25 protein-coding genes are annotated in these 25,946 nt (G+C 69.7%); 17 read left to right on the top strand and 8 right to left on the bottom strand.

Annotation, left to right across the window (positions count from 1 at the left end; all coding sequences use genetic code 11):
• Positions 1 to 40: 40 nt before the first annotated feature.
• From HHL11_RS10240 to HHL11_RS10230, 3 genes are read left to right on the top strand one after another with little or no spacing between them, the layout of a single operon-like run.
• The gene (locus HHL11_RS10240; protein WP_169418285.1) at positions 41 to 625 is read left to right on the top strand and encodes a hypothetical protein; all 585 of its coding nucleotides are present in this window, start codon (positions 41 to 43) and stop codon (positions 623 to 625) included.
• A 43-nt stretch (positions 626 to 668) separates the two neighbouring features.
• A complete protein-coding gene (locus HHL11_RS10235; protein ID WP_169418284.1) occupies positions 669 to 1,571 on the top strand; it encodes a DMT family transporter in 903 nt (300 codons plus the stop codon).
• A 28-nt stretch (positions 1,572 to 1,599) separates the two neighbouring features.
• The gene (locus tag HHL11_RS10230) at positions 1,600 to 2,712 is read left to right on the top strand and encodes a phospholipase A (RefSeq protein ID WP_169418283.1); all 1,113 of its coding nucleotides are present in this window, start codon (positions 1,600 to 1,602) and stop codon (positions 2,710 to 2,712) included.
• Here the strand turns inward: HHL11_RS10230 and HHL11_RS10225 are convergent, their stop codons facing one another.
• Positions 2,713 to 3,672: a hypothetical protein gene (locus tag HHL11_RS10225; RefSeq protein ID WP_169418282.1), complete on the bottom strand. Its 960-nt coding sequence runs from the start codon at positions 3,670 to 3,672 to the stop codon at positions 2,713 to 2,715.
• An 83-nt stretch (positions 3,673 to 3,755) separates the two neighbouring features.
• Here HHL11_RS10225 and HHL11_RS10220 point away from each other — a divergent pair, with 83 nt between their 5' ends.
• The 3 genes from HHL11_RS10220 to HHL11_RS10210 all read left to right on the top strand — a co-directional run bounded on the left by HHL11_RS10220 (position 3,756) and on the right by HHL11_RS10210 (position 6,936).
• The gene (locus HHL11_RS10220; RefSeq protein ID WP_169418281.1) at positions 3,756 to 5,372 is read left to right on the top strand and encodes an ATP-binding protein; all 1,617 of its coding nucleotides are present in this window, start codon (positions 3,756 to 3,758) and stop codon (positions 5,370 to 5,372) included.
• Positions 5,369 to 6,031, top strand: coding sequence for a response regulator (locus HHL11_RS10215; RefSeq protein ID WP_169418280.1), 663 nt, complete (start codon positions 5,369 to 5,371; stop codon positions 6,029 to 6,031). Before HHL11_RS10220 ends, HHL11_RS10215 begins: the two co-directional genes overlap by 4 nt.
• A gap of 62 nt (positions 6,032 to 6,093) precedes the next feature.
• Positions 6,094 to 6,936, top strand: a complete 843-nt coding sequence (locus HHL11_RS10210) for a dioxygenase family protein (protein ID WP_169418279.1) — start codon at positions 6,094 to 6,096, stop codon at positions 6,934 to 6,936.
• Here the strand turns inward: HHL11_RS10210 and HHL11_RS10205 are convergent.
• The 4 genes from HHL11_RS10205 to gspD all read right to left on the bottom strand — a co-directional run bounded on the left by HHL11_RS10205 (position 6,903) and on the right by gspD (position 10,534).
• Positions 6,903 to 7,292: a VOC family protein gene (locus HHL11_RS10205; RefSeq protein ID WP_169418278.1), complete on the bottom strand. Its 390-nt coding sequence runs from the start codon at positions 7,290 to 7,292 to the stop codon at positions 6,903 to 6,905. The genes HHL11_RS10210 and HHL11_RS10205 overlap by 34 nt on opposite strands.
• A gap of 58 nt (positions 7,293 to 7,350) precedes the next feature.
• Positions 7,351 to 7,782 (bottom strand): hypothetical protein, encoded by a 432-nt coding sequence (locus HHL11_RS10200; RefSeq protein ID WP_240980046.1) that lies wholly within the window; start codon positions 7,780 to 7,782, stop codon positions 7,351 to 7,353.
• Between the two features lie 4 nt (positions 7,783 to 7,786).
• Positions 7,787 to 8,203: a hypothetical protein gene (locus HHL11_RS10195; protein WP_169418277.1), complete on the bottom strand. Its 417-nt coding sequence runs from the start codon at positions 8,201 to 8,203 to the stop codon at positions 7,787 to 7,789.
• Between the two features lie 303 nt (positions 8,204 to 8,506).
• Entirely contained in the window at positions 8,507 to 10,534 is a 2,028-nt protein-coding gene (gene gspD / locus HHL11_RS10190; RefSeq protein ID WP_169418276.1) for a type II secretion system secretin GspD, read from the bottom strand.
• A gap of 85 nt (positions 10,535 to 10,619) precedes the next feature.
• On the opposite strand from gspD, the gene HHL11_RS10185 reads away from it, so the two are divergent.
• Together HHL11_RS10185 and HHL11_RS10180 are read left to right on the top strand one after the other, a co-directional pair.
• The gene (locus HHL11_RS10185; RefSeq protein WP_169418275.1) at positions 10,620 to 11,561 is read left to right on the top strand and encodes an SGNH/GDSL hydrolase family protein; all 942 of its coding nucleotides are present in this window, start codon (positions 10,620 to 10,622) and stop codon (positions 11,559 to 11,561) included.
• Between the two features lie 40 nt (positions 11,562 to 11,601).
• Positions 11,602 to 12,603, top strand: a complete 1,002-nt coding sequence (locus tag HHL11_RS10180; RefSeq protein WP_169418274.1) for a GNAT family N-acetyltransferase — start codon at positions 11,602 to 11,604, stop codon at positions 12,601 to 12,603.
• On the opposite strand, the gene HHL11_RS10175 is transcribed toward HHL11_RS10180, so the two are convergent.
• Entirely contained in the window at positions 12,593 to 13,087 is a 495-nt protein-coding gene (locus HHL11_RS10175) for a GNAT family N-acetyltransferase (RefSeq protein ID WP_169418273.1), read from the bottom strand. The two genes, HHL11_RS10180 and HHL11_RS10175, sit on opposite strands and share 11 nt — an antisense overlap.
• A gap of 151 nt (positions 13,088 to 13,238) precedes the next feature.
• Between HHL11_RS10175 and HHL11_RS10170 the strand changes: the two genes are divergently transcribed.
• Complete coding sequence (locus tag HHL11_RS10170) at positions 13,239 to 13,622, top strand: RcnB family protein (protein ID WP_169418272.1); 384 nt, start codon at positions 13,239 to 13,241, stop codon at positions 13,620 to 13,622.
• 45 nt (positions 13,623 to 13,667) lie between these two features.
• On the opposite strand, the gene HHL11_RS10165 is transcribed toward HHL11_RS10170, so the two are convergent.
• Entirely contained in the window at positions 13,668 to 15,452 is a 1,785-nt protein-coding gene (locus tag HHL11_RS10165; protein ID WP_169418271.1) for a thiamine pyrophosphate-requiring protein, read from the bottom strand.
• A 192-nt stretch (positions 15,453 to 15,644) separates the two neighbouring features.
• Between HHL11_RS10165 and HHL11_RS10160 the strand changes: the two genes are divergently transcribed.
• The 4 genes from HHL11_RS10160 (at position 15,645) to HHL11_RS10145 (ending at position 22,125) form a co-directional block, all read left to right on the top strand.
• Positions 15,645 to 17,300: a DUF1302 domain-containing protein gene (locus HHL11_RS10160; protein WP_169418270.1), complete on the top strand. Its 1,656-nt coding sequence runs from the start codon at positions 15,645 to 15,647 to the stop codon at positions 17,298 to 17,300.
• Positions 17,301 to 17,314: 14 nt separating this feature from the next.
• Complete coding sequence (locus tag HHL11_RS10155) at positions 17,315 to 18,664, top strand: DUF1329 domain-containing protein (protein ID WP_169418269.1); 1,350 nt, start codon at positions 17,315 to 17,317, stop codon at positions 18,662 to 18,664.
• A gap of 19 nt (positions 18,665 to 18,683) precedes the next feature.
• Entirely contained in the window at positions 18,684 to 19,649 is a 966-nt protein-coding gene (locus HHL11_RS10150) for a WD40/YVTN/BNR-like repeat-containing protein (protein ID WP_169418268.1), read from the top strand.
• An 82-nt stretch (positions 19,650 to 19,731) separates the two neighbouring features.
• Positions 19,732 to 22,125, top strand: coding sequence for an efflux RND transporter permease subunit (locus HHL11_RS10145; protein ID WP_169418267.1), 2,394 nt, complete (start codon positions 19,732 to 19,734; stop codon positions 22,123 to 22,125).
• Positions 22,126 to 22,144: 19 nt separating this feature from the next.
• Here HHL11_RS10145 and HHL11_RS10140 read toward each other — a convergent pair whose 3' ends face one another.
• Positions 22,145 to 22,495, bottom strand: coding sequence for a hypothetical protein (locus HHL11_RS10140; protein ID WP_169418266.1), 351 nt, complete (start codon positions 22,493 to 22,495; stop codon positions 22,145 to 22,147).
• A gap of 122 nt (positions 22,496 to 22,617) precedes the next feature.
• Here HHL11_RS10140 and HHL11_RS10135 point away from each other — a divergent pair, with 122 nt between their 5' ends.
• The 4 genes from HHL11_RS10135 to HHL11_RS10120 all read left to right on the top strand — a co-directional run bounded on the left by HHL11_RS10135 (position 22,618) and on the right by HHL11_RS10120 (position 25,945).
• The gene (locus tag HHL11_RS10135) at positions 22,618 to 23,331 is read left to right on the top strand and encodes a trypsin-like peptidase domain-containing protein (RefSeq protein ID WP_169418265.1); all 714 of its coding nucleotides are present in this window, start codon (positions 22,618 to 22,620) and stop codon (positions 23,329 to 23,331) included.
• Positions 23,332 to 23,526: 195 nt separating this feature from the next.
• Positions 23,527 to 23,856, top strand: a complete 330-nt coding sequence (locus tag HHL11_RS10130) for a hypothetical protein (protein WP_169418264.1) — start codon at positions 23,527 to 23,529, stop codon at positions 23,854 to 23,856.
• A 101-nt stretch (positions 23,857 to 23,957) separates the two neighbouring features.
• Positions 23,958 to 24,773, top strand: coding sequence for a hypothetical protein (locus tag HHL11_RS10125; RefSeq protein WP_169418263.1), 816 nt, complete (start codon positions 23,958 to 23,960; stop codon positions 24,771 to 24,773).
• 62 nt (positions 24,774 to 24,835) lie between these two features.
• Positions 24,836 to 25,945: a porin gene (locus HHL11_RS10120; protein ID WP_169418262.1), complete on the top strand. Its 1,110-nt coding sequence runs from the start codon at positions 24,836 to 24,838 to the stop codon at positions 25,943 to 25,945.
• The last annotated feature ends 1 nt before the right edge of the window (position 25,946 follow it).

Here is a 25,946-nt window from a genome sequence, read left to right as displayed (position 1 = left end):
ATGTGCGCCCAAAGAAACCTTCTCAACAACAGGAGCCTCCATGCTGATTGCCGCCAACCTCCGTCGCCTCCTTGCCTGCGCCTGCGTCGCCGGCCTGCTCACCGCCTGCGGCGGGGGCACCACCAAAGCCACCATCGGGGGCACGGTGAGCGGCCTCACCAGCGGCACCAGCGTAAGCCTGCGCAACAGCGACGGTGACACCCTGACCATCAGTGCCAACCAGTCGTTCACCTTTCCCACCGAAGTGGCGGCCGGCGACACGTACACGGTCACCGTGCTCACGCAGCCCGTGGGCCAGACCTGCACCGTCGGCAACGGCACCGGCACCATCGACTCGACCGGCAGCGACGTGTCGAACGTGACGATCGCCTGCACCGCGACTTCGTCGGTGGGCGGCACGCTGTCCGGCCTGGCCTCGGGCAACAGCGTGTGGCTGGCCACCAATGGCTCGACGCTCGCCCTCGCGGCCAACGGCGCCTTCGCCTTCCCCGGGCTGCTGTCCGCCGGCACGGCCTACAGCGTCACGGTCGTCCAGCAACCCGCGCAGCAGACCTGCTCCGTCACCAACCCGAGCGGCACGGTCGTCTCGGGCAGCATGGCGAGCGTCACCGTCACCTGCCAGTAAGGCGCAGGGCAGCGGCGGCCGGCTTGCCCGATACTCGGGCCCCATGCCGGCTTCCACCCTGCCCCTGCGCACCGCCCTGCCGCTGATCCTGGTGCTCACCTTCGTCTGGGGCACCAACTGGGTGCTGTTCCCGCTGGCGGTGAAGGAGCTGTCGGTGTGGAGCTTCCGCGCCTTCAGCACCCTGGGTTCCGGGCTTGCGCTGCTGGCCTGGGCCAAGGTGCGCGGCGAATCGCTGGCCATCCCGCGCGGCCACCGCGGCACCGTGGTGGCCGCGGCCATGGCGTATCTGGTGGTGTGGAACATCGCCAGCACCTACGCGGCCGTCCTCATCCCCTCGGGCCAGGCGGCGGTGCTGGGTTTCACGATGCCGCTGTGGGCGGCCTTGTTCGGGGCGCTGTTCCTGCGGCAGAAGCTGGAACGGCGCTCGCTGGCCGCATTGGCCCTGGGCCTGCTGGGCGTGGGCCTGCTCGCCGTGCGCGGGCTGCACGCCTATGCGCAGGCGCCGCTCGGCTTCGCCGCGGGCATTGCGGCGGCGGTGGGCTGGGCGGTGGGCACGCTGATCCTGAAGCGGCGGCCGCCGCCGGTGGCGCCGCTGGTGCTCACCGGCTGGCAGATGCTGATCACGTCGGTGCCGATCACCCTGGGCGCGCTGTGGCTGGGCGACGGCTGGTTCTGGCCTTCGTGGCAAAGCGTGGCCGTCGTGGCCTACATCACGCTGGTGCCCATGGCGCTCGGCAACGTCGCCTGGTTCTCGATCGTGGGCCTGCTGCCGGCGCACGTGGCCGGCCTCGGCTCGGTGCTGGTGCCGGTGGTGGCGATGCTCACCGGCGCCCTGGTGCGTGGCGAGCCGCTCGGCCCCGTGGAGCTGCTGGCGATGGCCTGCAGCGTCGGCGCGGTGGCACTCGCGTTGGGGTTGCGCACGCCAGCGCCGCGCCTGGCAAGGTAAGCTCTGCCTCCTGCCAAAGGGAGGACCCATGTCTTCGCGCCTGACGTCCGGCCTCGCGCTGGCTGCTGCCTTCATCGTTCCCCATGCCCACGCCCAGGGCGCCGACCCGGGCTGGCAAGCCTGCGCCGGGCTCACCGACGGCAACGCCCGCCTGCAATGCTTCGACACCTGGGCGACCCGCCAGCAGGCGCCCGGCCCTGCGCCCGCACCCCAGCCTGCGCAAGCACCGGCGCCCGCCCCCACCGTTGCGGCCGCGCCGGCGGTCCTGGGCGAGGAAGAAGGCTGCCACGACCCCAGCGCCACCGAGCTGTCGCGCATGTGGGAGCTGGAGCCGCGCACCAGCTGCGGCACTTTCGGCCTGCGCGGCTACCGTCCCCTCAGCCTGTCGCTGGTGTGGTCCAACAAGGTCAACCAGCAGCCGACGTCGGAGAACCCGGCCAACAACGCGCCCGAGCCGCGGCCCTACCGCACCTTCGAGACGAAGATCCAGCTGTCGCTGCGCAGCAAGCTCGGCGAAGGGATGCTGCGCAAGGGCGACCTGAGCGACTCGCTGTGGTTCGCGTACACGCAGCAGTCCTACTGGCAGCTGTTCACCGAAGACCTGTCGCGGCCCTTCCGCAACACCGACCACGAGCCGGAAGTCTTCTACATCTATCCCTTCGACCAGGCGCTGGGCGACAGCGGCTGGCGCCTGCGCTATGGCGGCTTCGGCCTGAGCCACCAGTCGAACGGCCAGGACCTGCCGCTTTCGCGCAGCTGGAACCGCGTCTTCATCATGGGCGGCGTGGAGAAGAAGGACTTCACGCTGCAGGCCAAGCTGTGGAAGCGCGTCCCCGAGAACGCGGCCACCGACGACAACCCGGACATCACCGACTACATCGGCCGCGGCGAGCTGGTGGCGGGCTGGGTCACGCCCAAGCGCAACCGCTGGTTCTTCACCTGGCGCACGCCGTTCAATCACCTGGACCGCGGCTCCGCGCGGCTGCAGTGGATGATTCCCGCCCGCTCGCCCTTCAGCGGCACGCGCTTCGGCAGCCTGTACTTCCACACGCAGGTGTTCACCGGCTATGGCGACAGCCTGCTGGACTACAACAAGGCCAGGACCGTTTTGAGTTTCGGGCTCAGTTTGTACGATTGGTGATCAGGGGCTCCCGGCGCCCAGCAACTCGCTCGTGCTCGCTTCGCCGGCCCCGCCGATGCCGGCCTGCCACGCGATCCACGCCAGCGCGAGCTGGCCGTTGGCGGCGGCCATCCGGTCTTCCTCCACCAGCAGGCCGCTGAAGGCCTGCAGCGTTTCCTGCGCCGTGACGCCGCCCTGGCGGAACGACTGCTCCAGCTGCGCATAGGCCGGCTGCAGCTTCTGCAGCAAGGCCAGCTGCTCGCGCGCCGCCCGCTCGGTTGCCGTGAGGATGGCCAGCCGCCGCGCGACGTCGCTCCGTGCGCGCCCCAGCACGTCTTCGGGGTCCTGCGGCAGCCCCGGCAGCGGCAGCGCGTCCGCATCGGCCGTGATCGGCGTCGCCAGCGCCTGCAGGTAGCGCGCCAGCCGCAGCTGCTCGGCCCCGGAACTGCGGCCGTCGCGCGCCAGCTCCGTTTCGGCCCCTGCCACGTCGGCGCGCCGGCGCAGCACCAGGCCGGAGACCTGGCGCGGCAGCTCGAAGTCCGGCAAGGTCGGCCGCGGGTCCACCAGCACCGGCTCCAGCAGCGCGGCCCATTCCTCGGACGTGCGATGCGGCGCAGCGTGCGCCGCCAGCGCTGCCAGGGCCTCGGTGCGCAGCTGCTCGAAGCGCTGAACGCGGCTCAGTGCCTCCTGCAGCAGCGGCGCGACCCGCCGCGCGTCCTCGCTGCCGGCGTCCACCAGCTGCTGTTCGCGCTGCAGCGTGTCGGCCAGCATGCGCGCCGTCACCAGGCGGCCGGTGGCGGCCCGCAGCTGCACATAGTCGGCGGCCAGCTGGGCCTGCAGGTGCAGCCGCTGCGCCGGCGGCGCCTCGTCCGCTGTGGCGAGCACCAGGTTGAGGGTGGCGTCGTGGAAGGCGGACCACCACGGCGCGGCGTGGGCGGCGCCGGCCGCGGCCAGCAGGACGGAAGCGAGGAAGCTGCGCATGCCGCCAGCATGGGCGCGCAGCTTGGAGGAAGTTGGGAGCCGGCATCCCGGATTTCTCCCCGATCCCCCGGCAGAATGGCGGCATGCGCCTGACGCTGCAGCGCAAGTTCTTCCTGGCGCTCACCCTCCTCCTGCTGCTCCTGCTCACGTTGTTCGTCGCCTCCTCCCGGCTGGCGCTGCAGCATGGCATCGGCCCTTACGTGGCCGAGATCGAACTCTCGCGCCTCGACTGGCTGGTCGCCAACCTGCAGACGGCCTACGCCGAGCGCGGCAACAACTGGCAGTTCCTCAACGACGACCCGCAGGCCTGGCACAGCGCGCAGATGCTCGGCGGCCGCGAACCGCGCTTTCGCGGCGAGTTTCACCACGGCGGCCCGCTGCCGCAAGGCGAAGGGCCGCACGGCTTCGGGCCGCCGCGCGACTTCGCCGGGCTGCCCCAGCTGCCCGCGTCCGGCGCGCTGCCCATGCCTCCCGCGTCCGGCGAGCAGCCACGCTTCATCCACCCGCCGCCCTGGGCCCAGCCGCAGCTGGACGTGCTGCCGCAGCACTACGCCCCGCCGCCCCCGCCGGGCATCCACGACGACCCGCGCGCCGGCCCCAATTCGGTCTACAGCCGCCTGGCCCTGGTCTCCGCCGACGGCAAGCAGGTGTTGGCCGGGCGCGCCGCGGACCCCGACGCGATGGTCAAGCGGCCCGTGCTGGTGCAGCGGCGCATCGTCGGCTGGCTCGCCCTGGCGCCGCTGGAAGGCGTGGGCTCGCGCACCGACCAGGCTTTCCTGGCACGGCAATCGACCATCCTGCTCGCCACCGGCCTCGCCGGCCTGGTGGTGGCGTTACTTCTCTCCATCTTCATGGCCCGGCGCTGGCTGCAGCGCCTGGGTGCGCTCGCGACCGGAGCCCGCGCCGTGGCCGACGGCCACCTGGACGCCCAGGTCCCCGTGCAGGGCAACGACGAACTGGCGCAGCTGACGCACGACTTCAACGCGATGGCCGCGCGCCTGCACGCCATCGAGCAATCGCGCCAGCAATGGCTGGCCGATGTCGCCCACGAACTGCGCACGCCCATCACCGCCATGCGCGCCGAGATCGAGGCGCTGCAGGACGGCGTGCGGCGCTTCGAGCCGGCCACCGCGCACCGTCTCCACGGCCAGGTGATGCGCCTGGGGCAGCTGGTGGCCGACCTGCGCCTGGTGCTGCACGAGACGCACGCCGCCGACCAGCTGGCCTGGACGGAAGTGCATCCGCTGCAGGTGCTGCGCGAAGCGCTGGAGCTGATGCAGCCGCGCCTGCAGGAAGGCCGCATCGCGGTGCAGGGCCTGGAGCAGCTCGCGAACCCCGGCCCGCTGATGCGCGGCGACGCGCCCCGCCTGTCGCAGGTGTTCACCAACCTGCTGGAAAACACGGTGCGCTACACACACCCCGGCGGCCAGCTGCTGCTGGCCGCCACCACCGAGCCGGGCGAGCCGCCGCGGCTGGTGCTGACCCTGGACGACTCCGCGCCGGGGCCGACGGAAAGCGATCTCCCCCGCCTGTTCGAGCGCTTCTTCCGCGGCGACGCCTCGCGCGCCCGCGCGAGCGGCGGCTCCGGGCTGGGCCTGGCCATCTGCCGCGCCATCGTCGAAGCCCACGGCGGCCGCATCCACGCGCAGCTGTCGCCGCTCGGCGGGCTGCGCATCACCCTCGAACTGCCACTCGCATGAAACGCATCTTCGTCGTCGAGGACGAGCCCGACATCGCCTCGGTGCTGGTCGACTACCTGCATGCGGAAGGCATGCAGCCCGTGCACTTCGCCGATGGCGAGCGGGCCTTGGACGCCGCGCTGGCCGACCCGCCGGACCTGGTGCTGCTGGACGTGATGCTGCCGGGCCGCGACGGCCTGGCGGTGCTGCGCGCGCTGCGCCAGCAGGGCCCGCTGCCGGTGATGATGCTCACCGCGCGGGTGGAAGAAGTCGACCGCCTGCTCGGACTGGAGCTGGGCGCGGACGACTACATCTGCAAGCCCTTCTCGCCGCGCGAGGTGGTGGCGCGCGTGAAGGCGGTGCTGCGGCGCACGGCGCCGCTGGAACCGGACACGGGCCTGCTGCTGGACGAGGCGCAGGGCAGCGCCGTGCTGGAAGGCCACAAGCTGCAGCTGACGCGCAAGGAGTTCCAGCTGCTCGCGGTGCTGGCGAGGCGGCCGGGGCGCATCTATTCGCGGGCGCAGTTGCTGGAGATCGTCTACCCCGATGCGCCCGACGCCAGCGAGCGCGTCCTGGACAGCCACGTGAAGAACCTGCGGCGCAAGCTGGCCGCGGTGGAACCGGCGCACGAGTGGATCCGCTCCGTGTACGGCGTGGGCTTCAGTTTCGAGACGCGTTAGGCCCCTGCGCGATTTCTCCCAGCTTGCTTGCGATGCTGGCCTTTTACCAAGGGAGGATCGCAATGGATGGACACGAACACGGGCACAGCCTGGCGGACGACCTGGCGCAGTTGCAGGGGCGGCGCAAGGCACTGGCATGGATCGGCTCCGGTGCGCTGACGGTGCTGGCTGCCTGCGGCGGCGGCGGCGGCGGCTCGGGCAGCGACGACAGCGAGGGCGTGAGCAGCAACACGACAACCACCAGCACCAGTTCGTCGTCCACAGCCACCCTGGACAGCTGCAGCGTGATCCCCAGCGAGACCGAGGGCCCGTACCCGGCCGACGGCACCAACGGCCCGAACGCGCTGACGCAATCGGGCATCGTGCGCAGCAACATCGTTTCCAGCTTCGGCAGCTACAGCGGCGCCGCCGACGGCGTGCCGCTCACGATCAAGCTGAAGCTGGTGAGCGTGTCCGGGTCTTGCGTGTCGCTGGAAAACCATGCGATCTACCTGTGGCATTGCGACCAGCTGGGGCGCTACTCGCTCTATTCGTCGGGCGCCACCAGCCAGAACTACCTGCGCGGCATGCAAGTGACCGACGCCAACGGCGAAGCCACCTTCACCAGCATCTTCCCGGCCTGCTACGACGGCCGCTGGCCGCACATCCACTTCGAGGTGTTCAGCAGCCTGGCGCGCGCCACCAGCGGCAGCAACGACAGCAAGACCTCGCAGATCGCGCTGCCCGCCGCGGCGTGCGCCGCCGTCTACGCGGATTCGCGCTACACGGGCAGCACGAGCAACCTCGCCCGCGTCTCGCTGGCGACCGACATGGTGTTCGCCGATGGCGCGACGCTGGAGACGCCGGAGATCACGGGCAGCGCGTCGGCCGGCTATGTGATCGCGCTGACGGTGGGGATCGCCTGAGCGTCCCCTATGAGCTCGTAGACGTTCCCGTCCGGGGCCCGGAAGTGCTGCCAGATCCTGCCGGCCGCGCACTGCGGCTCCGGGTAGATGAACGCGATGCCCGCGGCGAGCAAGCGAGCGCGGGCAGCGGCGAAGTCGTCGACCTCGAAGGCGACGACGGGCCCCTCGGCGAAGAAGTCGTGATGCGGGTCCAGGGGGCCGTAGACATGGACTTCGGTCCCGTCCTGCAACTGGAACCGGCCGGAGGAAGCATCGACGGACAGGACGTCCAGGCCGAGGACGTCGCGGTAGAACGCGTTCATCCGGTCGAACTCGCGTGTCCGCGTGCCCATCCAGCCCAGGCGCTTCACTTTCATTGCGGTTGCCCTCCTGATCGCAGCAAGACGATTCTGCGCGCGCTGGGGGATCGCCTGCTCAGGCCCCGAGGATGCTGCCGACTGCAAAGAGCAGGCCGAGCACCAGGCAGATGCCCGAGGACCACAACCAAAAGGCCGTGGAGTTCTCCGGAAACCGCGGCTTGAGGAGCGGGAAGCCGATGGCGCGAGCGAGGTAGACGGCACCGACCGCAGGCAGCACGAAAGCCGTGAGCGGCAGCGAGCCGATGACACCCGCGCCCGAGAAGGCATAGATCGCCCAGGCAAAAAGGACGGCCGCGATGGCCAAGGTCACCAGGGTAGGCCGGACCTTGCCCGCCTCGGCCGCGCGAGCCATGCGCTCGCCGGCGCCCATGAAGCGGTAGGCGCGCGCTCCGATCCCGATGCAGGCCAGGTGCGCAACGGCTGCGACGGCGGTCAACGTTCCACCGGCGATGAGTGCGAGGGCGCCTGCGCTGTTCATCCAGGACATGCGATCAGTATGACCGCAATGCGATGCCCCACTTGCCTGCGACCCGGGTCACGATCCACACATTGCGGTGCTCGCTGAGGACGCTTCCTGCCTTGTCCCTGCGCGTGTAGCGCAGCGCGAAGTGGACCTTGTCGGCCGAAGCAAGGATCGCAAGCTTCTCTTCGTATCGAGTGCAGGCCCAGCCGGTGCCCTCCAGCGCGGAGAACAGGTTCGCCGGGTGCTGTCCCGGGCGGTCCCACACCAGGTGCTCCGCGCCGGACAGCATCACGTGGGGAAAGTGCAATTCCCGATCCATGCCGGCCAGGTCGCGAGCGTTGAATGCCGCGGTGAAGCGGTCCAGGCACGCGGCTGCGGCCGCAATGGCTTCCGTGTCCGCCGTGGTATCCGCACTGGCGCTGACGAAGTCGATGAACTCGCGCATCGCTGGGGGGACCTTTCTTGACGCCTCTAGCCCTGAACCTTCGCGAGCACGAACGCCACCCGCTCCTCGACCGCGACCTTCGGCAACATCCAGGCCAGGCATTCGGGATGCCGCGATCGAAGAAGACCGGCGCCTGCAGCGATTGGGCGGCCTGGTGGCATCGTCGATTTCCCGGCGCCGGATGCGCCGGTGATCACGTGGAAACCGGACGGGCCAGGCCTCATCGCTTCGTGGGTGGATTCATCGCGGCCATTATGGGTGCCGCAGGGCGCCGGGTACGAAGAGTCGATCCCTGGCGCAGGCTCAAGGCAACACCGGCGCCCCCTCCACCGGCGTCAGCTTGCTCGGAACCGGTTGCGCGCCCTGCTGCTGCGCCCGCATCATGTCGTAGCGATCCAGCGACAGCGCCCTGGCCTGCGCGGCGTCGCGCACGACGACCGGCCGCAGGAACACCATCAGGTTGGTCTTCTTGCGGCTGCGTGTTTCGGCGCGGAACAGGTTGCCCAGCACCGGCACCGAACTCAGGCCCGGCACCTTCTCCTGGCTGCCGGCAAACTGGTCCTGCAGCAGTCCGCCCAGCACCACGATGCCGCCGTCCTCCACCAGCACGGTCGATTCGATGGTGCGCTTGTTGGTGGTCGGGCCGTTGCTGTTGCTGGTGGTGGAGGCATCGACGCTCGACACCTCCTGGTACACCGTCATGCGGATCGTGCCGTTCTCGCTGATCTGCGGCCTGACGCGCAGGGTCAGGCCCACGTCCTTGCGTTCGACCGTCTGGAAAGGGTTGCTGCTGGAAGTGCTGTTCGTCGTGTAAGTCCCGGTGACGAAGGGCACGTTCTGGCCCACCACGATCTTGGCCTCCTCGTTGTCCAGCGTCAGCAGGCTGGGCGTGGACAGCACGTTGGAGTCGCCGGTGCTCTCGAAGAAGCGCGCCAGCAGCCCCAGCAGGTAGGTGTCGCCCACCTTCTTGCCTATGCCGAAGTTGAAGCCGGTCGACGGCAGCGTGCTGCCATCGGTCATGTTGAGGCTGATGATGTTGGTGCCGCCCGTGCCGTAGTTCGTCCCCACATAACCGACGACGCTGCTGCTCTTCGTGCCCAGCAGGTTCTGCCATTGCACGCTGAACTCCGCCGCCTTGTCGGCCTCGACCTCCACGATCACGCTCTCCACCAGCACCTGCGCCCGCCGGCCATCGAGCTGGTCGATCACGGCACGCAGCTGGCGGTACTGCGGGTCCGGCGCGCTGATGATGAGAGCGTTGGTCGCGGGGTCGGCCTGGATCTGCCCGCCCGTGGACGGCTGGGCCGCGGCTTGCACCGCGGTCGTCGAGGCGGTGGATGAACCGCTGCTGGAACTCGTGCTCGCCGAACTCGCGCTGCTCGCCGACGTGGGCGCAGGCGATGAGGACGCGGCTTGCGTGCTGGCCGCCGCCCCTGTTCCAGCGCTGCTCGCCAGCGCTGCCCGCAGCACCGTCGCCAGCCGCGCCGCCTCCGCATTGCGCAGGTAGACCACGTGGATGTTGCCGGTGGCCGCGCCGGCATCCGGCTGGTCCAGTTCGCCCACCAGCGTGCGCAGCAGCGCGAGCCGCGCGGGGTTGGCCGCGCGCGCCAGCAAGGCATTGCTGCGCGGCTCCGCCACCACCGTGCTGCGCGCCAGGCCGTCCGCTGCCTGCTGGCCCTGCGCCGGCAGGCCCGCGCCGTCGCCCGCGGCGTCCAGCAGCTTCTGCACGACGGGCGCCAGGTCCGGCGCCAGCGCATGCTGCAGCCGGATCACCTCCACGCCCGTCGCATGCGGCACGTCCAGCGCCGCGATGATGCGGCCCAGGCGCTGCAGGTTGTCCGCATAGTCGGTGATGACCAGCGCGTTGCTGCCGGCGTTGATGTTCACCGTGTTGTTCGGGCTGATCAGCGGCCGCAGCACCGGCACCAGGTTGGCGGCGCTCTCGTAGTTCAGACGGAAGATCTGGGTGGCAATCTGCGAGCCACCGGCGCCGCCTTCCACGGCCACGGGTCCGGCCTGCAGCCTGGCCTCTGCTTCGGGCACGATCTTCAGCAGGCCGCCAGCATCGACCACGGCATAGCCGGCCGCGCGCAGGGTGGCGACGAACTGGTCGAACGCCACCGCGGGCGGCACCGGCGAATCGGTGGCCAGCGTGATCGTTCCCTTCACGCGCGGGTCGACGACGATGTTGCGATGGGTGATGGTGGCCAGCGTGCGGGCAGCCCCGGCGATGTCGGCATCGACCAGGTTCAGCGTGACGGGCTCCGCGGCATGCAGCGGCGCGGCGGCCAGCAGCAAGGCTGCGGCCAGGCGGGACTTCAGGAATCTCATGGGCGCGCCAGCGTGGCAGCGCTTTGTGGAGGCATGTGGGAGCGGCCTGCGCGATTTCTGCCAGATGGCGCGCCAAGCTGGCTGCATGAGAACGACTCTTCTTCCCGCGCTGGCAGCCAGCATCGCACTGCTGCTCGCTTCCTGCGGCGGCGGCAGCGTGGATTCGCAGCTGGACCCGACGCGCATCATCGTCTTCGGCGACGGCTTTGCCGACATCGGCCAGGCCGGCGGCCGCTACACCATCAACGACGGCACCGTGAACAACTGGACGCTCACGCTGGCCGGCGAATACGGCAACGCGCTGGCCACTTCCGCCAGCGGCGGCTTGTCGTACGCCACCGGCAATGCGCGCGTGAACACGCTGCCCGACGCCGCCGGCAGCAGCGGCCACCCCACGGTGAAGCAGCAGGTGGACACCTTCCTGGCTTCCGGCGCCCCCACCGACACCGACCTGGTGGTGCTGGCCGCCGGCACCGGCGACGTCATCGCGGAAGCGCAGGCCTACTTCAGCGGCAGCGAGACGCAGGCCCAGATGCTCGCCAACCTCGCGCAGGCCGGCGTCGACCTCGGCACGCAGGTACGGCGCCTGCTCGCAGCGGGCGCCGAACACATCGTCGTGGTCGGCCCCTACGACCTGGGCAAGTCGGCCTGGGCGGTGCAACTGGACCAGGCTTCGCTGCTGGAGAGCGCCAGCACCCAGTTCAACTCGCAGTTCCTGGTGTCGGTAGCCGACCTCGGGGAGAACGTGCTGTACGTCGACGCGGCCTACTACTTCAACCTGGTGGTGGCCTCGCCCACGACCTACAGCCTGGACAACGCCACCGGCGTGGTCTGCACCTCCGTCGACAGCGGCGCCGGCATCGGCACCGGCATCAGCCAGGTCAACTCCAGCCTGTGCACCAGCGACACGCTGGCCAGCGGCATCGACCCCTCGGTGTACCTCTTCGCCGACCGCATCTACTTCACGCCGGTGGCGCAGCGCCTGTTCGGCGAATACGCCTACGGCCGCATCCGCGACCGCTGGTGAGCCGCCGGCAGGAAGAGCGCCGCCCGGGCAGAATGCCCGCATGCAAGACGTCGATGTTCTCGCAGCCGCCGCCGGCCTGCGGCTGCGTCCCTTTGCCGGCGCGGAGGACTTCCCGCGCATGGTCGTGGCCGCCAACGCCTGCTTCGCCGCCGACGGCCTGGACATCATCCGCACCGTGGAGGACATGGCCCGCGACTACGCGGCGCTGCGGGACAGCGACCCGGCGCGCGACGTCGTGATGGCCGAACGCGGCGGCGAGCTCGTGGGCTATGCGCGCAGCATGCACTGGACGCAGCCGGATGGCGTGATGCTGTTCGGCCAGCTCGGTTTCGTGCCGCCGGCGCAGCGCCGCAGCGGCATCGGCCGGGCGCTGCTCGCCTGGCTGGAGCAGCGCCAGCGCACAGTGGCGGCCGCGCATCCGCGGGCGAGCGGCTTCGCGCACCACTCCTTCGTGACGCAGGGCGAAACTGCGCGCGCGCAGTTGCTGCGCCGGGCCGGCTATGCACCGGTGCGCCAGTTCCTGGCGATGGTGCGGCCCGACCTGGAAGCCATCCCCGATTTCCCGCTGCCACCGGGCCTGGAAGTGCGCGCCGTGCAGCCGGAGCACCACCGCGCGATCTGGGACGCCCACATGGAGGCGCTGCGCGGCGTGTGGGGCTTCCGCGGGCCGATGCCGGGCGACTACGAGACCTGGCTCACCTTGCCCACCTTCCAGCCGCACCTGTGGCAAATCGCCTGGGACACGCAGACCGGCGAAGTGGCGGGCCAGGTCAAGACCTTCATCGACGCCGAGTACAACCGCAAGTTCGGCCGCCAGCGCGGCTGGACCGAGTTCATCAGCGTGGGCGAACGCTGGCGGCGCCGCGGCCTGGCGCGGGCGCTGGTCGTGCGCGCGCTGCGGGCGCAGCGCGACGCCGGCATGCGCGATTCGGAGCTGGGCGTGGACAGCGAGAACGCCGACGGCGCCAGCCGCATCTACGCCGATTGCGGCTTCCGCGAAGTGAAGCGCAACACGGCGTACCGCAAGCCCTTCATCCTTTGACGGCCTGCCCTTCCAGGTAGACCACGCCGGCCTTCAGCTGTTCGAACAGCAGGTAGTCCGTGCCTTCCATGCCCAGCGAGCGGTAGGTGGCCTGCGCGTTCGCGTTCTCGCGCTCCACGTACAGGCGGAAGCCGCAGACGTCCGGCTCGCGCGTGGCCAGCTCGCCCAGGTGCGCATACAGCGCGCGGAACACGCCGCGGCGGCGCCAGGCCGGCTGCACGTACACGCTCTGGATCCACCAGAAGCGGCCGTTGCGCCAGTCGCTCAATTCGGTGGTGACCATCAGGCCGCCGACCACCTCGCCCTGCGCTTGCGCCACGAGATAGAAGCCCAGCGCCGGCTCGGCCAGCATGCGCCGCACGCCGGCGCCGATGACGGCGGGAAGCAGGCGCTTGCCTTCGGTTTCGTGCGCCATCGCGATGTTGAAGGCAGCAAGCACATCGGCATCGGCCGCGGTGGCGCGGCGGAGGGTGAATTCGGGCATGGAAGAAGTATGCATGGGTCAGCCCTGGCGCCGCGCCCGTGTCGGACGACTTCGCCGCTTTGTACATCTCGCCATACTCTTTTGCCTCATCGACTCACTCCGCCTGCCGAACTGCGGCACGATAGGAACATCACTCAAACAAGGAGTTCGCATGCAATCCAAGAAGATCGTCTGCCTGGTGGCCGCCGCCGCCATGGGCTTCGGTTCCCTGAGCTTCGCGCAGGGCCACGACCGCGACAACCGCGACCGCGACAACCATGACCGCGGCCGCCAGGACCAGCGCCACGATGACCGCCACGACCAGGGGCGCGACCGCAACGACCACTACTACTACGGCGCCCGCGGCCCCGAGTGGCACCGCGGCGGCCACGTGCCGGCGCAGTACCGCGACCGCCAGTACGTCGTGGACAACTGGCACGCCCACCACCTGGCCCCGCCGCCCCGCGGCTACCACTGGGTGCAGGTCGGCAACGACTACGTGCTGGCGGCCATCGCCACCGGCATCATCGCGCAGTTGATCCTGGGCAATTCGTAAGCGGTAGCGCAGGCAGGAAGGCCGGGGTTGCGACCCCGGCCTTTTTCATTTCTTCACGCCTTCCCACCATTCGCGCGCCGTCTCGCGAATGATCTTCATGGATTCGGGGTCGCGCTGCAGCAGCGCCTTCATGAAGTGCTTCACCTGCTTGGCGCTCACGTGCGGCGGCATCGGCGGCACGTCGGGGTCCGCCACCACCTGCAGCAGCACGGGCCGGTCGGAGGCCCAGGCCTGTTCGATCGCCGGCACGATCTGCCCGGTCGACTCCACCTTGATGCCGCCCATGCCCAGCGAGCGCGCGTAGTCGGCGTAAGGGAAGGCGGGCAGCAGCTGCGACGCATCGAAGCGGCGCTCGCCGGCCAGCACGCGCTGCTCCCACGTCACCATGTTCAGGTCGTTGTTGTTCAGGACCACGATCACCAGGCGCTTGTCCGCCCAGTCCTTCCAGCGCTCGGAAATCGTGATCAGGCCGTTGATGCCGATCATCTGCATGGCGCCGTCGCCCGAGATGCCCAGCACCGGCCGGTCCGGATACGCCAGCTTCGCCGCCAGCGCATAGGGCACGGACGGTCCCATCGTGGCGAGGCCGCCCGAGAGCGAGGCCATCATGCCGCGCCGCATCTTCAGGTCGCGCGCATACCAGAAGGCCGAAGTGCCCGAGTCGCAGCTGAGGATGCAGTTGTCCGGCAAGCGCGGTGACAGCTCCCAGAAGAAGCGCTGCGGGTTCAGCGGCGTGGCGTCGTCCTGCGCGCGCGCTTCCATGACGGCCCACCACTTGCGCACCGACTCCTCGACGGACTGCTGCCACGCGCGGTCGTCCTTGCGCTTCAGCAGCGGGATCAAGGCCTGCAAGGTGGCGCGGCTGTCGCCCACCAGGTTCACGTCGGTCGGGTAGCGCAGGCCCACCATGCGCGCGTCGCGGTCGATCTGCACCGCGCGCGCCTTGCCTTCCTCGGGCAGGAACTCCGAGTACGGGAAGGCGGTGCCCACCATCAGCAGCGTGTCGCACTGGGTCATCAGCTCCCAGCTCGGTTGCGTGCCGAGCAGGCCGATGGAACCGGTGACCCAGGGCAGGTCGTCCGGCAGCGCCGCCTTGCCCAGCAAGGCCTTGGCCGCGCCGGCGCCCAGCAACTCCGCGACCTGGATCAATTCGTCGGTGGCGTGCAGCGCGCCGGCGCCGGCGAGGATGGCGACCTTGCCGCCGGCATTCAGCAGGTCGGCCGCGGCCTGCAGGTCGTCCACCGCGGGCACCGTCGCGCGGAAGGTGCGCCCGATGCCGGTGTGCACGGTGTTGTGCTCCCGCGGCGGCTGCTCCACCGCCGGCAGTTCCTGCACGTCGTTGGGGAAGATCAGGCAGACCACGGTGCGGTGCTCGTGCGCGATGCGCATTGCGCGGTCGACCAGGTGGCGCACCTGCTCCGGCACCATGCAGGTGTGCACGTACTCGTGCGCGACGTCCTTGAACAGCGACTGCAGGTCCACCTCCTGCTGGTAGTCGCCGCCGATCGCCGAGCGCGCGCTCTGGCCGACGATGGCCAGCACCGGCATGTGGTCGGCCTTGGCGTCGTACAGGCCGTTCAGCAGGTGGATGGCGCCCGGCCCGGAGGTGGCCATGCACACGCCCACTTCGCCGGTGAACTTGGCGTGGGCGCAGGCCATGAAGGCGGCGAGTTCCTCGTGCCGGGCCTGGATGAATTCCATCTGCCCCTGCGCGCGGTCGAGGGCTCCGAGGAACCCGTTGATCCCGTCACCGGGATATCCGAAAACGCGGCGCACGCCCCAGGCGTGCAACCGCTGCAGCACCTGGTCGGTGACGGTCGGCTTGGCCATGTAGTTCTCCCTTTTGCAGCCATTCTGGTCCGCATCGCGCCCCCGTGTGGCTCTGCGGGCGCGCTCGCGGCCGGGGGGGAGGGTCTTCCCGAGGCCCCCCGGCAGGGGGGGGCCCCCGGTTGCACCCGGTAACCAGAATCCAGCCCGGCTCAGATTCCGCCCCAGATTCCGCAAAAACCCCGAGGAGAAAACTTGAACGCCTTCCGCCCCCGCGCCGTTGCCCTGGCTGCCGCCCTGCTGTGCGCCGCCTCCGCCCAGGCCTTCGAATTCGACACCGGCAATGCCGACCTGTCGGTCCGCTGGGACAACACCGTCCGCGCGAACTACGCCGTACGCACCGAAGGCCGCGACCCCAAGATCGGCAACTCCGCGCTGTCCGACGAAGGCGACTACAGCTTCAACAAGGGCCAGGCCGTCGCCGAGCGCCTGGACCTGCTGTCCGAGCTGGACGTGGTCTGGCAGAAGCGCTACGGCATGCGCGTCAGCGCCGCCGGCTGGGTCGACGGCGCCTACGGCAGCCAGAGCCGCAGCAACCCGAACCCGCCGCTGAACAACATCCCCAGCTACATCAACCACCAGTACAGCAACACCACGCGCCGCTTCTACGAAGGCCCGTCCGGTGAACTGATGGACGCCTTCGTGTTCGGCGGCACCGAAATCGGCAACGTGCCGGTGCAAGGCAAGGCCGGCCGCCACACCATCTATTGGGGCGAGTCGCTGTTCCTCACGGGCCACATGCACAGCGTGTCCTACGGCCAGAACCCGCTGGACCTGCAGAAGGGCTTCGCCACGCCCGGTACCGAAGCCAAGGAACTGTTCCGTCCGCTGAACCAGCTCTCGGGCCAGGCCCAGCTGACCGACACGCTGTCGGTCTCCGGCCAGTACCTGCTGGAATGGGAAGCGGCGCGCTACCCCGAAGGCGGCACCTACCTGGGCCCGGTGGACTTCGTGTTCAACGGCCCGGACCGCCAGTTCGTCAGCCCTGCGCTGGGCTTCGCCAACCGCGGCGGCGCCGCGGAACCCAGCCAGCACGGCGAATGGGGCCTGTCCGCGCGCTGGAGCCCGGCCTGGCTGGACGGCACGATGGGCTTCTACTGGCGCCGCTTCGCGGACAAGCTGCCGCAGACGCTGATCACCAAGGTCGGCCCCAACAGCACCAGCCAGTACAACCTGGTCTATGCCGACGGCATCGACATGTACGGCATGAGCCTGGCCAAGAACATCGGCGGCGTCAGCGTCGGCAGCGAACTGTCCTACCGCAAGAACACGCCCCTGAACAGCCAGGTGCTGGGCATCGCCCCCGGCCTGCCGGCGGAAGGCCAGACCAAGGGCCCGCGCGGCGACACCTGGCACGCGCTGGTCAACGCCATCGGCACCATCAACAAGACGCCGGTGTTCGACCAGGCCACCTACGCCGCCGAACTGGCGTGGTCCCACTGGGCCACCGTGCGCAGCGGCGCCAACCTGTTCAACGCCATCGGCTTCGCTCCCTGCAACGGCAAGGACAAGTGGGACGGCTGCGCCACCAAGGATTACGTCGGCGTCGCCTTCTCGTTCACGCCCACCTGGTACCAGGTGGCGCCCGGCCTCGACCTGTCCGCTCCGCTCTCTTACTCGGTGGGCGTGAAGGGCAACGCTGCCACCGTCTTCGGCGGCAACGAAGGCCTGGGCAACTACGCGATCGGCCTCGGCGCCGATCTTTACCAGAAGTACCGGTTCGACCTGAAGTACATCGACTTCGTCGGCCGCTACAAGGACAACGGCACCGCCGTCACCTCCACGAACGGCCTGACGACTTTCCTGCGTGACCGCGGCTTCGTCAGCCTCACCTTCAAGACCACCTTCTAAGCAAGGAACCCATCATGCGTTTGAAGCTCACGCTGGTGGCGGCCGCGGCCGCCACCCTGCTGCCCTGGGCCGCGTCCGCCGCCGTGTCGGCCGACGAAGCCAAGGCCCTGGGCACCACCCTCACCGCCATCGGCGCCGACAAGGCCGCCAGCAAGGACGGCCAGATCCCCGCCTACACCGGCGGCCTCACCCAGGCCCCGGCCGGCTACAAGGCCGGCGACGGCATCCGCCCGAACCCCTTCGCCGGCGAGAAGCCCACGCTGGTCATCGACGCGAAGAACATGGGCCAGTACGGCGACAAGCTGACCGAAGGCGCCAAGGCGCTGCTGAAGGCCTACCCGACCTTCCGCATGGACGTCTACCCGACGCACCGCACGGTGGCCTTCCCCAAGTTCGTCACCGACAACACGGTGAAGAACGCGACGAAGACCAGGACGCTGAACGGCGGCGTGTCGATCGAGGGCGCCCACGCCGGCTTCCCCTTCCCGATTCCCAAGACCGGGTATGAGGCGATGTGGAACCACCTGGTGCGCTTCAACGGCGTCGCCTACGAGTCCAAGTACCGCAACATCACCGTGGACGCGAGCGGCCGCCCGACCCTGGCCGTGGAAGGCCAGAGCGTGCAGGAGTTCCCGTTCTGGGACGTCACCAAGCCCGAGGCCGAGACCTACTGGCGCATGAAGCTGATGTACACGGGCCCGGCCCGCCGCAACGGCGAAGGCCTGCTGCTGGTCGACCCGCTGGACATCGGCAGCAAGGAGCGCCGTGCCTGGACCTACCTGCCCGGCCAGCGCCGCGTGAAGGTGGCCCCGGACCTCGCGCACGACACGCCGAACCCCGGCACCGCCGGCTCGACGACCTTCGACGACACCTTCATCTTCAACGGCGCCATGGACCGCTTCGACTTCAAGCTGGTCGGCAAGAAGGAGATGTACGTCCCCTACAACGACTACCAGGCGGTGTACCAGGCCAAGCAGGACGACCTGTTCAAGCCCAACCACCTGAACCCCGACATGGTGCGCTGGGAGCTGCACCGCGTGTGGGTCGTCGAAGCGACGCTGAAGGCCGACAAGCGCCACGTGTACAGCAAGCGCACCTTCTTCCTGGACGAGGACTCGTGGGCGGCCCTGGCCTCCGACGGCTACGACCAGCGCGGCCAGCTGTATCGCGCCGGCTTCGCCTACATGGCCCCCAGCTACGACGTGCCGGCGCCCTACACCGACATGTTCGGCCACTACGACCTGGTCTCGCGCATCTACTCCGTCACCGGCTACATCGCCGAGACCGGCGGCCTGAAGCAGACCAAGCCGCTGTCCGACCGCGAGTGGACCCCCGACTCGCTGGCCGGCGCCGGCATCCGCTGAGCGCGCCATGAAGACGCTGATGCGACAGCCGCTCGCGCTGCTGCTCGCGGCCGGCATCGCCGCCGGCGCGGTGGCCCAGGCGACCACCGCGGCCCCGGCGCGCGACGTGCTCGACACGCCCGCGCTGGCCACGAAGCTGGCAGACCGCGCCCTGCTGAACGCGCTGGCGCAGGCCGGCAAGCGCATCGTCGCCGTCGGCCAGCGGGGCCACGTCCTGCTGTCCGACGACGGCGGCAAGACCTGGCAGCAGGCCGAGGTGCCGGTGAGCGCCGACCTCGTCGCCGTGCACTTCCCCACGCCGGACCAGGGCTGGGCCGTCGGCCACGACGGCGTGATCCTGCACAGCGCCGATGGCGGCCGCAGCTGGAAGAAGCAGCGCGACGGCCGCCCCGACAGCGCCGACGTGCCGCTGCTGGACGTGTGGTTCGAGGACGCCGGCAAGGGCATCGCGGTCGGCGCCTTCGGCTCCGCCCTGCGCACCGCCGACGGTGGCGCGCACTGGGAACCGCTGCCCAAGGACGCCATCGAGAACCCGAAGGGCCTGCACCTGTACGCGGTGCGCGGCATCGGCAGCGACCTGTGGATGGCCGGCGAGCAAGGGCTGCTGCTCAAGCTCGATCGCGCCAGCGGCCGCTTCGTGCGGCAGGCGCAGCCTTACGAAGGCACGCTGTTCGGCGTGACCGGAACGCCGCAGGTGGTGGTGGCCTTCGGCCTGCGCGGCAACGCCGTGCGCAGCACCGATGGCGGCGCGACGTGGCAGGCCGTGCCGACGGGCATCCCGTCCGGGCTGACGGCCGGTGCCGTGGATGCGCAAGGGCGCATCCTGCTGGCGGGCCAGGCCGGCCAGCTGCTGGTGAGCGAGGACGGCGCGAGCTTCCGTCCGATCGCGTTGCAGCGGCCCGCGCCGGCTGCGGCGCTGTTGTCCCTCGGGTCCGCCGTGCTGGTGGCGGGGCCGCGCGGCGTGCAGCTGCAGCAGCTGCCGTAGTGGTGCGGTGCGCAGCGGAGCTGCGCACCCTACGCAATCCGGGCCCGAAGCGTGGCCCAAGCCGTTTCTCTGGAGTTTTCCAATGCATGCCTGTACCGCCCCCGGCGGCCTGGCGGGTGACGCCGCCGACCACCGCGTCGACGCAGCCACGGGTTCGCTCATCGAGCGCCTGGTGTTCAACAACCGCCGCGTCGTGCTGGTCGCCTGCTTGCTGGTCACGCTGGCGCTGGCGGCGCTAGCCGGCTGGCGGCTCACGCTGAACGCGAGCTTCGACAAGATGATCCCGCGCAGCCACCCGTTCATCCAGAACTACCTGGCCAACCGGGTGGAGCTGCGCGGCCTGGGCGACTCGCTGCGCATCGTGGTGGAGAACCCCAAGGGCACGATCTACGACAAGGCCTACCTCGACGCCCTGCGCAAGATCAACGACGAACTGTTCCTCACGCCCGGCGTCGACCGCGCGTGGCAGAAGTCGCTGTGGGCGCCCGGCGTGCGCTGGACCGAAGTGACGGAAGAAGGCTTCCGCGGCGGCCCGGTGATGCCGGACAACTTCGACGGTTCGCCGCGCGCCACCGAGCAGCTGAAGGCCAACATCGCCCGCTCGGGCCTGGTGGGCAGCCTGGTGGGCAACGACTTCAAGTCCAGCATGATCGTCGTGCCGCTGATGGAGAAGGACGCCGCCGGCAAGCCGGTGGACTACCACGCGCTGTCGCACGCCATCGACCACATCCGCGAGCGCTACGAGGCGCAGGGCGAGCAGGCGCCGGTGCGCATCCGCGCGATCGGCTTCGCCAAGCTGGCCGGCGACCTGATGGACGGCCTGCTGCAGGTGGCGCTGTACTTCGCCCTGGCCGCGCTGACGGCCGCCATCATCATCTGGCTGTACACGCGCTGCGTGCGCAGCACCCTGCTGGTGCTGGGCTGCTCGCTCATCGCCGTGACCTGGCAGCTGGGCCTGGTGACGGCGCTGGGCATGCAGCTGGATCCGTACTCGATCCTGGTGCCCTTCCTGGTGTTCGCCATCGGCGTGAGCCATGGCGCACAGAAGATGAACGGCATCATGCAGGACATCGCGCGCGGCGCCTCGGCGCTGTCGGCGGCCCGCCTCACCTTCCGCCGCCTGTTCCTGGCCGGCCTCACGGCGCTGCTGGCCGATGCCGTGGGCTTCGGCGTGCTGATGGTGATCGACATTCCCGTCATCCGCGAACTGGCGCTGTCGGCCAGCCTGGGCGTGGCGGTGCTGATCGCCACCAACCTGATCCTGCTGCCGGTGCTGCTGTCGTACGTGGGCGTGAGCGAAGGCGCCGCGCGCCGCGCGCTGGCCGCCGAAGCGGCGCAGCCGCGCGGCCTGGCCCGCATGTTCCATGGCCTGGAGTGGTTCACCACGCCGCGCGGCGCCGCGCTGGCGGTAGTGGCGGCCTTGATCCTGGGCAGCGTCGGCTACGCCATGAGCCTGCGCCTGAAGATCGGCGACCTCGACGCCGGCGCACCGGAGCTGCGGCCCGGCTCGCGCTACAACGTCGACGACGCCTACGTGAACGGCCACTACACGCTGTCCAGCGACACCTTCGCGGTGATCGTGAAGACCGAGAAGGAAGGCTGCCTGAAGTACGCGACGCTGGTCGAGGCCGACCGGCTGGCCTGGGCGCTGCAGCAGGTTCCCGGCGTGCAGACGACGTCGGCGCTGACCGACGCGGTGCGCCGCATCACCGCCGGCAGCAACGAAGGCAGCCCCAAGTGGCTGACCATCGCGCGCAACCAGGACGTGCTGAACTACGGCGCGCAGCAGGCCAGCGTGAACAACCCCGAGCTGTTCAACACCGACTGCTCGGTGATGCCCGTCATCGCCTACCTGTCCGACCATCGCGCCGAGACGCTGGACCGCGTGGTCGCCGTGGCGCAGGACTTCGCGCAGGCCCAGAGCAACAAGGACCGCCAGTTCCTGCTGGCCGCCGGCAGCGCCGGCATCGAGGCCGCCACCAACATCGTGGTGCACAAGGCCTGGCGCGAGATGCTGCTGCTGGTGTACGCCGCGGTCGCCCTGCTGTGCTTCATCACCTTCCGCAGCTGGCGCGCGGTGGTGGTCGCACTGGTCCCGCTGATGCTGACCTCGATGCTGTGCGAAGCGCTGATGGTGTCGCTGGGCATCGGTGTGAAGGTGGCGACCCTGCCGGTGGTGGCGCTGGGCGTGGGCATCGGCGTGGACTACGCGCTGTACCTGCTGTCGGTGCAGCTCGCGCAGCAACGCGATGGCGTGCCGCTGGGCCTGGCCTATGCGCGCGCGCTGCGCTTCACCGGCAAGGTGGTGGTGCTGGTCGGCGTGACCTTGGCCGCGGGCGTGGCCACCTGGGCGCTGTCGCCGATCAAGTTCCAGGGCGACATGGGCATCCTGCTGGCCTTCATGTTCCTGTGGAACATGGTGGGAGCGGTGGTGCTGATCCCGGCGCTGTCGCACTACCTGCTGCGGAAGGCTTGACTTGCGCGGGTGCCCCGGCTCAAGCCTGGGTGCCCGCCATTCCTTCCAGCAAATGGTTGATCAGCACACGCGTTGCCCGGTCGCGCGCCTCCACGGCGGAACGCCATTCCTGCCACTCGGCCGTGGAATCGGACCGGTGCGACAGCGACCGGAAGCGTTCCCAGGCGGATCGCTCGGCGCTCAGCGCCATCTCGTAATCCCCGACCGCGGTTGCTTCGTTGTCCCCGTCGCTCGGGCCGGCCGCGCCATGTTGCGGTGAGCTTTCAACCGGCGAGAACGCGTCGCCGGCGGAAAGTTGCTGGGAACGGCGCAACTGAGCCTCGTCGCGGCTGTGCTGGTCCTTCATCTGGCGTGCTTGGGTTTCGTCCATGCGGGCTGCTCCTGATCGCACCCATTCTGCGCCTGCCCTTCCGGCGCAGGGCATGCGCGGTAGACTGGTCGCCGGACTGCGGGTGGCACCGGTCGCTCGGCCCGGTATTGGCAAGGATGGTCGTGGCCGAATCGCTCCTGATGTCCGTGACTCGTCTCTCGACGTTCCTGGGAGATCGCGTGCTGACCGCGGGGTCCGGCTTCTTCTACGAGAGCAAATCGCGGCTCTACCTCGTGACGAGCCGCCACGTGTTCATCGACGAGGCCGCGCAACACCGGCCGGACCGGGTCGAGTTCGTGGTCCACACGGACGCCACGAACCTGGCGCGCTGGCAGTCGGTTTCCATGCCGTTGTACCAGGGTGGAAGGGCGGCATGGCGGCAGGCCATGGATTCCGGAGGCGAGATCGACGTCGCCGCGATCGAGGTGAACAGGGCCCTGCTCCCCGCCGACTTCCATGTGAGGTGCTTCCGGCCCGAAAGCCTTCCGGCCGACCTCGACATCGCTGAGGTGGGTACGCCGCTCCTGCTCGTGGGCTTTCCGCTGGGCTTCTACGACACGGTCCACCACCTCCCGGTGGTTCGCCAAGCCATCGTCGCATCGTCCTTCGGTGTCCGGTTCCAGGGACAGGGCTATTTCCTCACCGACGCCCGGATGCACCGCGGTGCCAGCGGCGCGCCCGTCGTGCTGCGGCGTGGGGAAGGCAAATTTCCGTGGGCGCTGCTTGGCGTGCACTCCTCCCGGCTGGACATGGGGAACCGGGATGTGATGCAAGACGAGTCGCTGGGGCTCAACTGCGCCTGGTACTCGGATGTGCTGAAGACCCTGGTTCCGTGACCCGGCCTCAGGCACTGCCCTGGCCGCGGTCGATCTCCTCCATGCGCCGGTCGATCTCCGTCATGGCTCGCGCGAGCAGAGGCCGGGCAGGCGTATAGTGGGTTGCACTCGACCTCTCGCTGGCACCTCTTCGTGCCTCTTGCCAGCAGCCCGGAAGCAGGTCCCCTGCGTGCGCACAAGGAATGCAGGTGCGCCATGCAGACCGAAACTCCGAAATTCCAGGCGTGGTTCGCCGCCGAGAAGGAGGCTCGGGAAGCCGAGCGCAAGTTGCACGCCCAAATGCTTCAGTTTGCGAGAGGCACCTCCGCGGCGCCTCTGGCCGACGTCGTGCTGCTCGCGCGGTCGAAGCGCGCAATGGCCCATGCCCTCTTCGACGAGGCGATGCAGGAGCTCGATGCGATCGCCAGGTCGCTTCACCATCGCCAGCTGTTCCCGACGGGCGCGTCCCTGCTGAAGTCGGCGAGCGCGCAGCATCCGGCCAGCAGCGACGATTCCTCCTCGCACCCGTTCCAGGACAGTCGGTAAACGCCACCCGGCGACGCCGATCCCACCCCAGCAGGCCCGTCCTACACCCACTGCCGCCGGCGGCGTACCTCGGCCGGCCGTGGCTCGTCTAGCCTGCTGGCATGCACACGTCGCCCCGCCTCCTGACCGCGTTCCTAGGCGCAGCCCTGCTGGCTGCGCCCGCGTTCGCAGCAGCGCCCGACCAGGCGCAGCAGCACCACCACCCGAAAGCGCATGCCAAGGCGCATGCGGCCGCCAGGCCGGCCGCGCACGCCAAGGCCAGCAGCAAGGCGTCGGCCAAGCCGGCGCTCGCGAAGAAGGAAGACCTGAAGAAGCCCGGCCCGCTGGCCGACTTCGGCAAGGAAACCGGAGCCCCGGAGGACGTCGTGCACGTCGCCAACTGGGTCTCCTATACTCGCAACGCCGGCAGGAAGTCCTTCGTCATCATCGACAAGAAGCAGGCGCAGATGTACGTGTTCGACCCGCAGGGCAAGCTCAAGAGCCGCAGCACGGTGCTCCTGGGCAAGGCCGTGGGCGACCAGGTCGCGCAGGTGGGCAACACGCCCATCTCCAAGCTCAAGGAATCGGACAAGACGACGCCCGCCGGCCGCTTCCCGACCGTCCTGGGCAAGGACAACCACCACGCGGACATCATCTGGATCGACTACAAGAACTCGCTGTCGATCCACCGCATGGCCAGCGTCTCCGCCTCGGAGCGGCGCGCCGAGCGCATGGGGTCGGACGACCCCAAGGAGCACCGCATCTCCAACGGCTGCGTCAACGTGCCGGCCGGCTTCTACAACAGCGTGCTGCATCCGACGGTGCGGAAGTACGGCGCCGTCGTCTACGTGCTGCCGGAAACCAAGACGCCGCAGCAGGCTTTCGGCTCCTTCGAGGTGCCGGCCCCGTCCAAGCCCAAGGAAGCGACGCCGGCCTGAGGGCCTGGCTTGCCCCATTCCCTAGGGGCGGAGGGCGTCCGGCACGCCTATAAACGCGTCGGATGCACAAGAATATCCTGGCGCTCGCGGCGTTGTGGGGCTCCGCCGCGGCTTTCGCCCAATCGTCCTCCGTCACGCTGTACGGCGGCATCGACCTGGCGCTCGCGTACTACCGCGGCGACGGGACGGGTTCACGCATCCAGCTCGTACCCGGTGGCAACCAGAACAACCGCATCGGCATCCGCGGGCGCGAAGACCTGGGAGGCGGCCTGTACGCAGCCTTCGAGCTCGAGGCCGGCTTCAACGCCGACAACGGCACCGGGCTGCCCACCAACACCAACAACCAGGCCAACGGCACCGTGCTTGCCACGCCCGGCACGCAGGGCCTGACCTTCAACCGGCGCTCCATCGTGTCCCTGGGCGGCGACTGGGGCGAAGTGCGACTGGGGCGCGACTACGTGCCCTCGTTCTGGCCGATCTACCTGTACGACCCCTTCCGCACCGGCGTGGGCTTCGGCGGCGTCACCATCCAGGGGACGACGGTCACCAACCTGCGGGCGTCCAACAGCATCGGCTACTTCACGCCCGCCTGCGGGACGCCGGGCTGCCTCAACTTCTTCGGCCAGGCCATGTATGCCGCCGGCGAGAACCAGAGCAGCGCGGCCGCCAACAGCGACGGCCGCACCATGGGCCTGCGCCTGGGCTATGGCGGCGAGCCCTGGGAAGTGTCGATCGCGACGACGAAGACCCGCGCGGCGGCCGTCGGCGACTTCACCCAGAGCTCCGGCGGCGGCAGCTACGGCGCCAAGTTCGGCCGCCTCATGGCCCTGGTGGGCGTGAACCGCACGGGCCTGCCGGTGGCCGTGTTGAACAACGGCAACCGCGCGCCGTTCTGGCAGGTCGGCGCCATGATCTATGCCGGCCCCGGCTACTTCCCGGTCGCCTACACGCACGTGGGCCGCAACGACGCGCAGAACAGCAGCGCCAGCAAGATCGCCTTCGGCTACGTCTACAACCTGTCCAAGCGCACCGCGCTGTACACGACCTACGCGCACATCGAGAACAAGGGCGCGCTCGCGATCCCGGTGAATGTGGGCGCCGATGCCGGGCCCACGCCGTTGCCGGGGCATCCGGCGTCGGGGATCGACATCGGGATGCGGCATACGTTCTGAA

The sequence above is a fragment of the Ramlibacter agri genome (assembly GCF_012927085.1).
Classification (GTDB): domain Bacteria; phylum Pseudomonadota; class Gammaproteobacteria; order Burkholderiales; family Burkholderiaceae_C; genus Ramlibacter; species Ramlibacter agri.
This window is presented reverse-complemented; position numbering and strand designations above follow the sequence as displayed.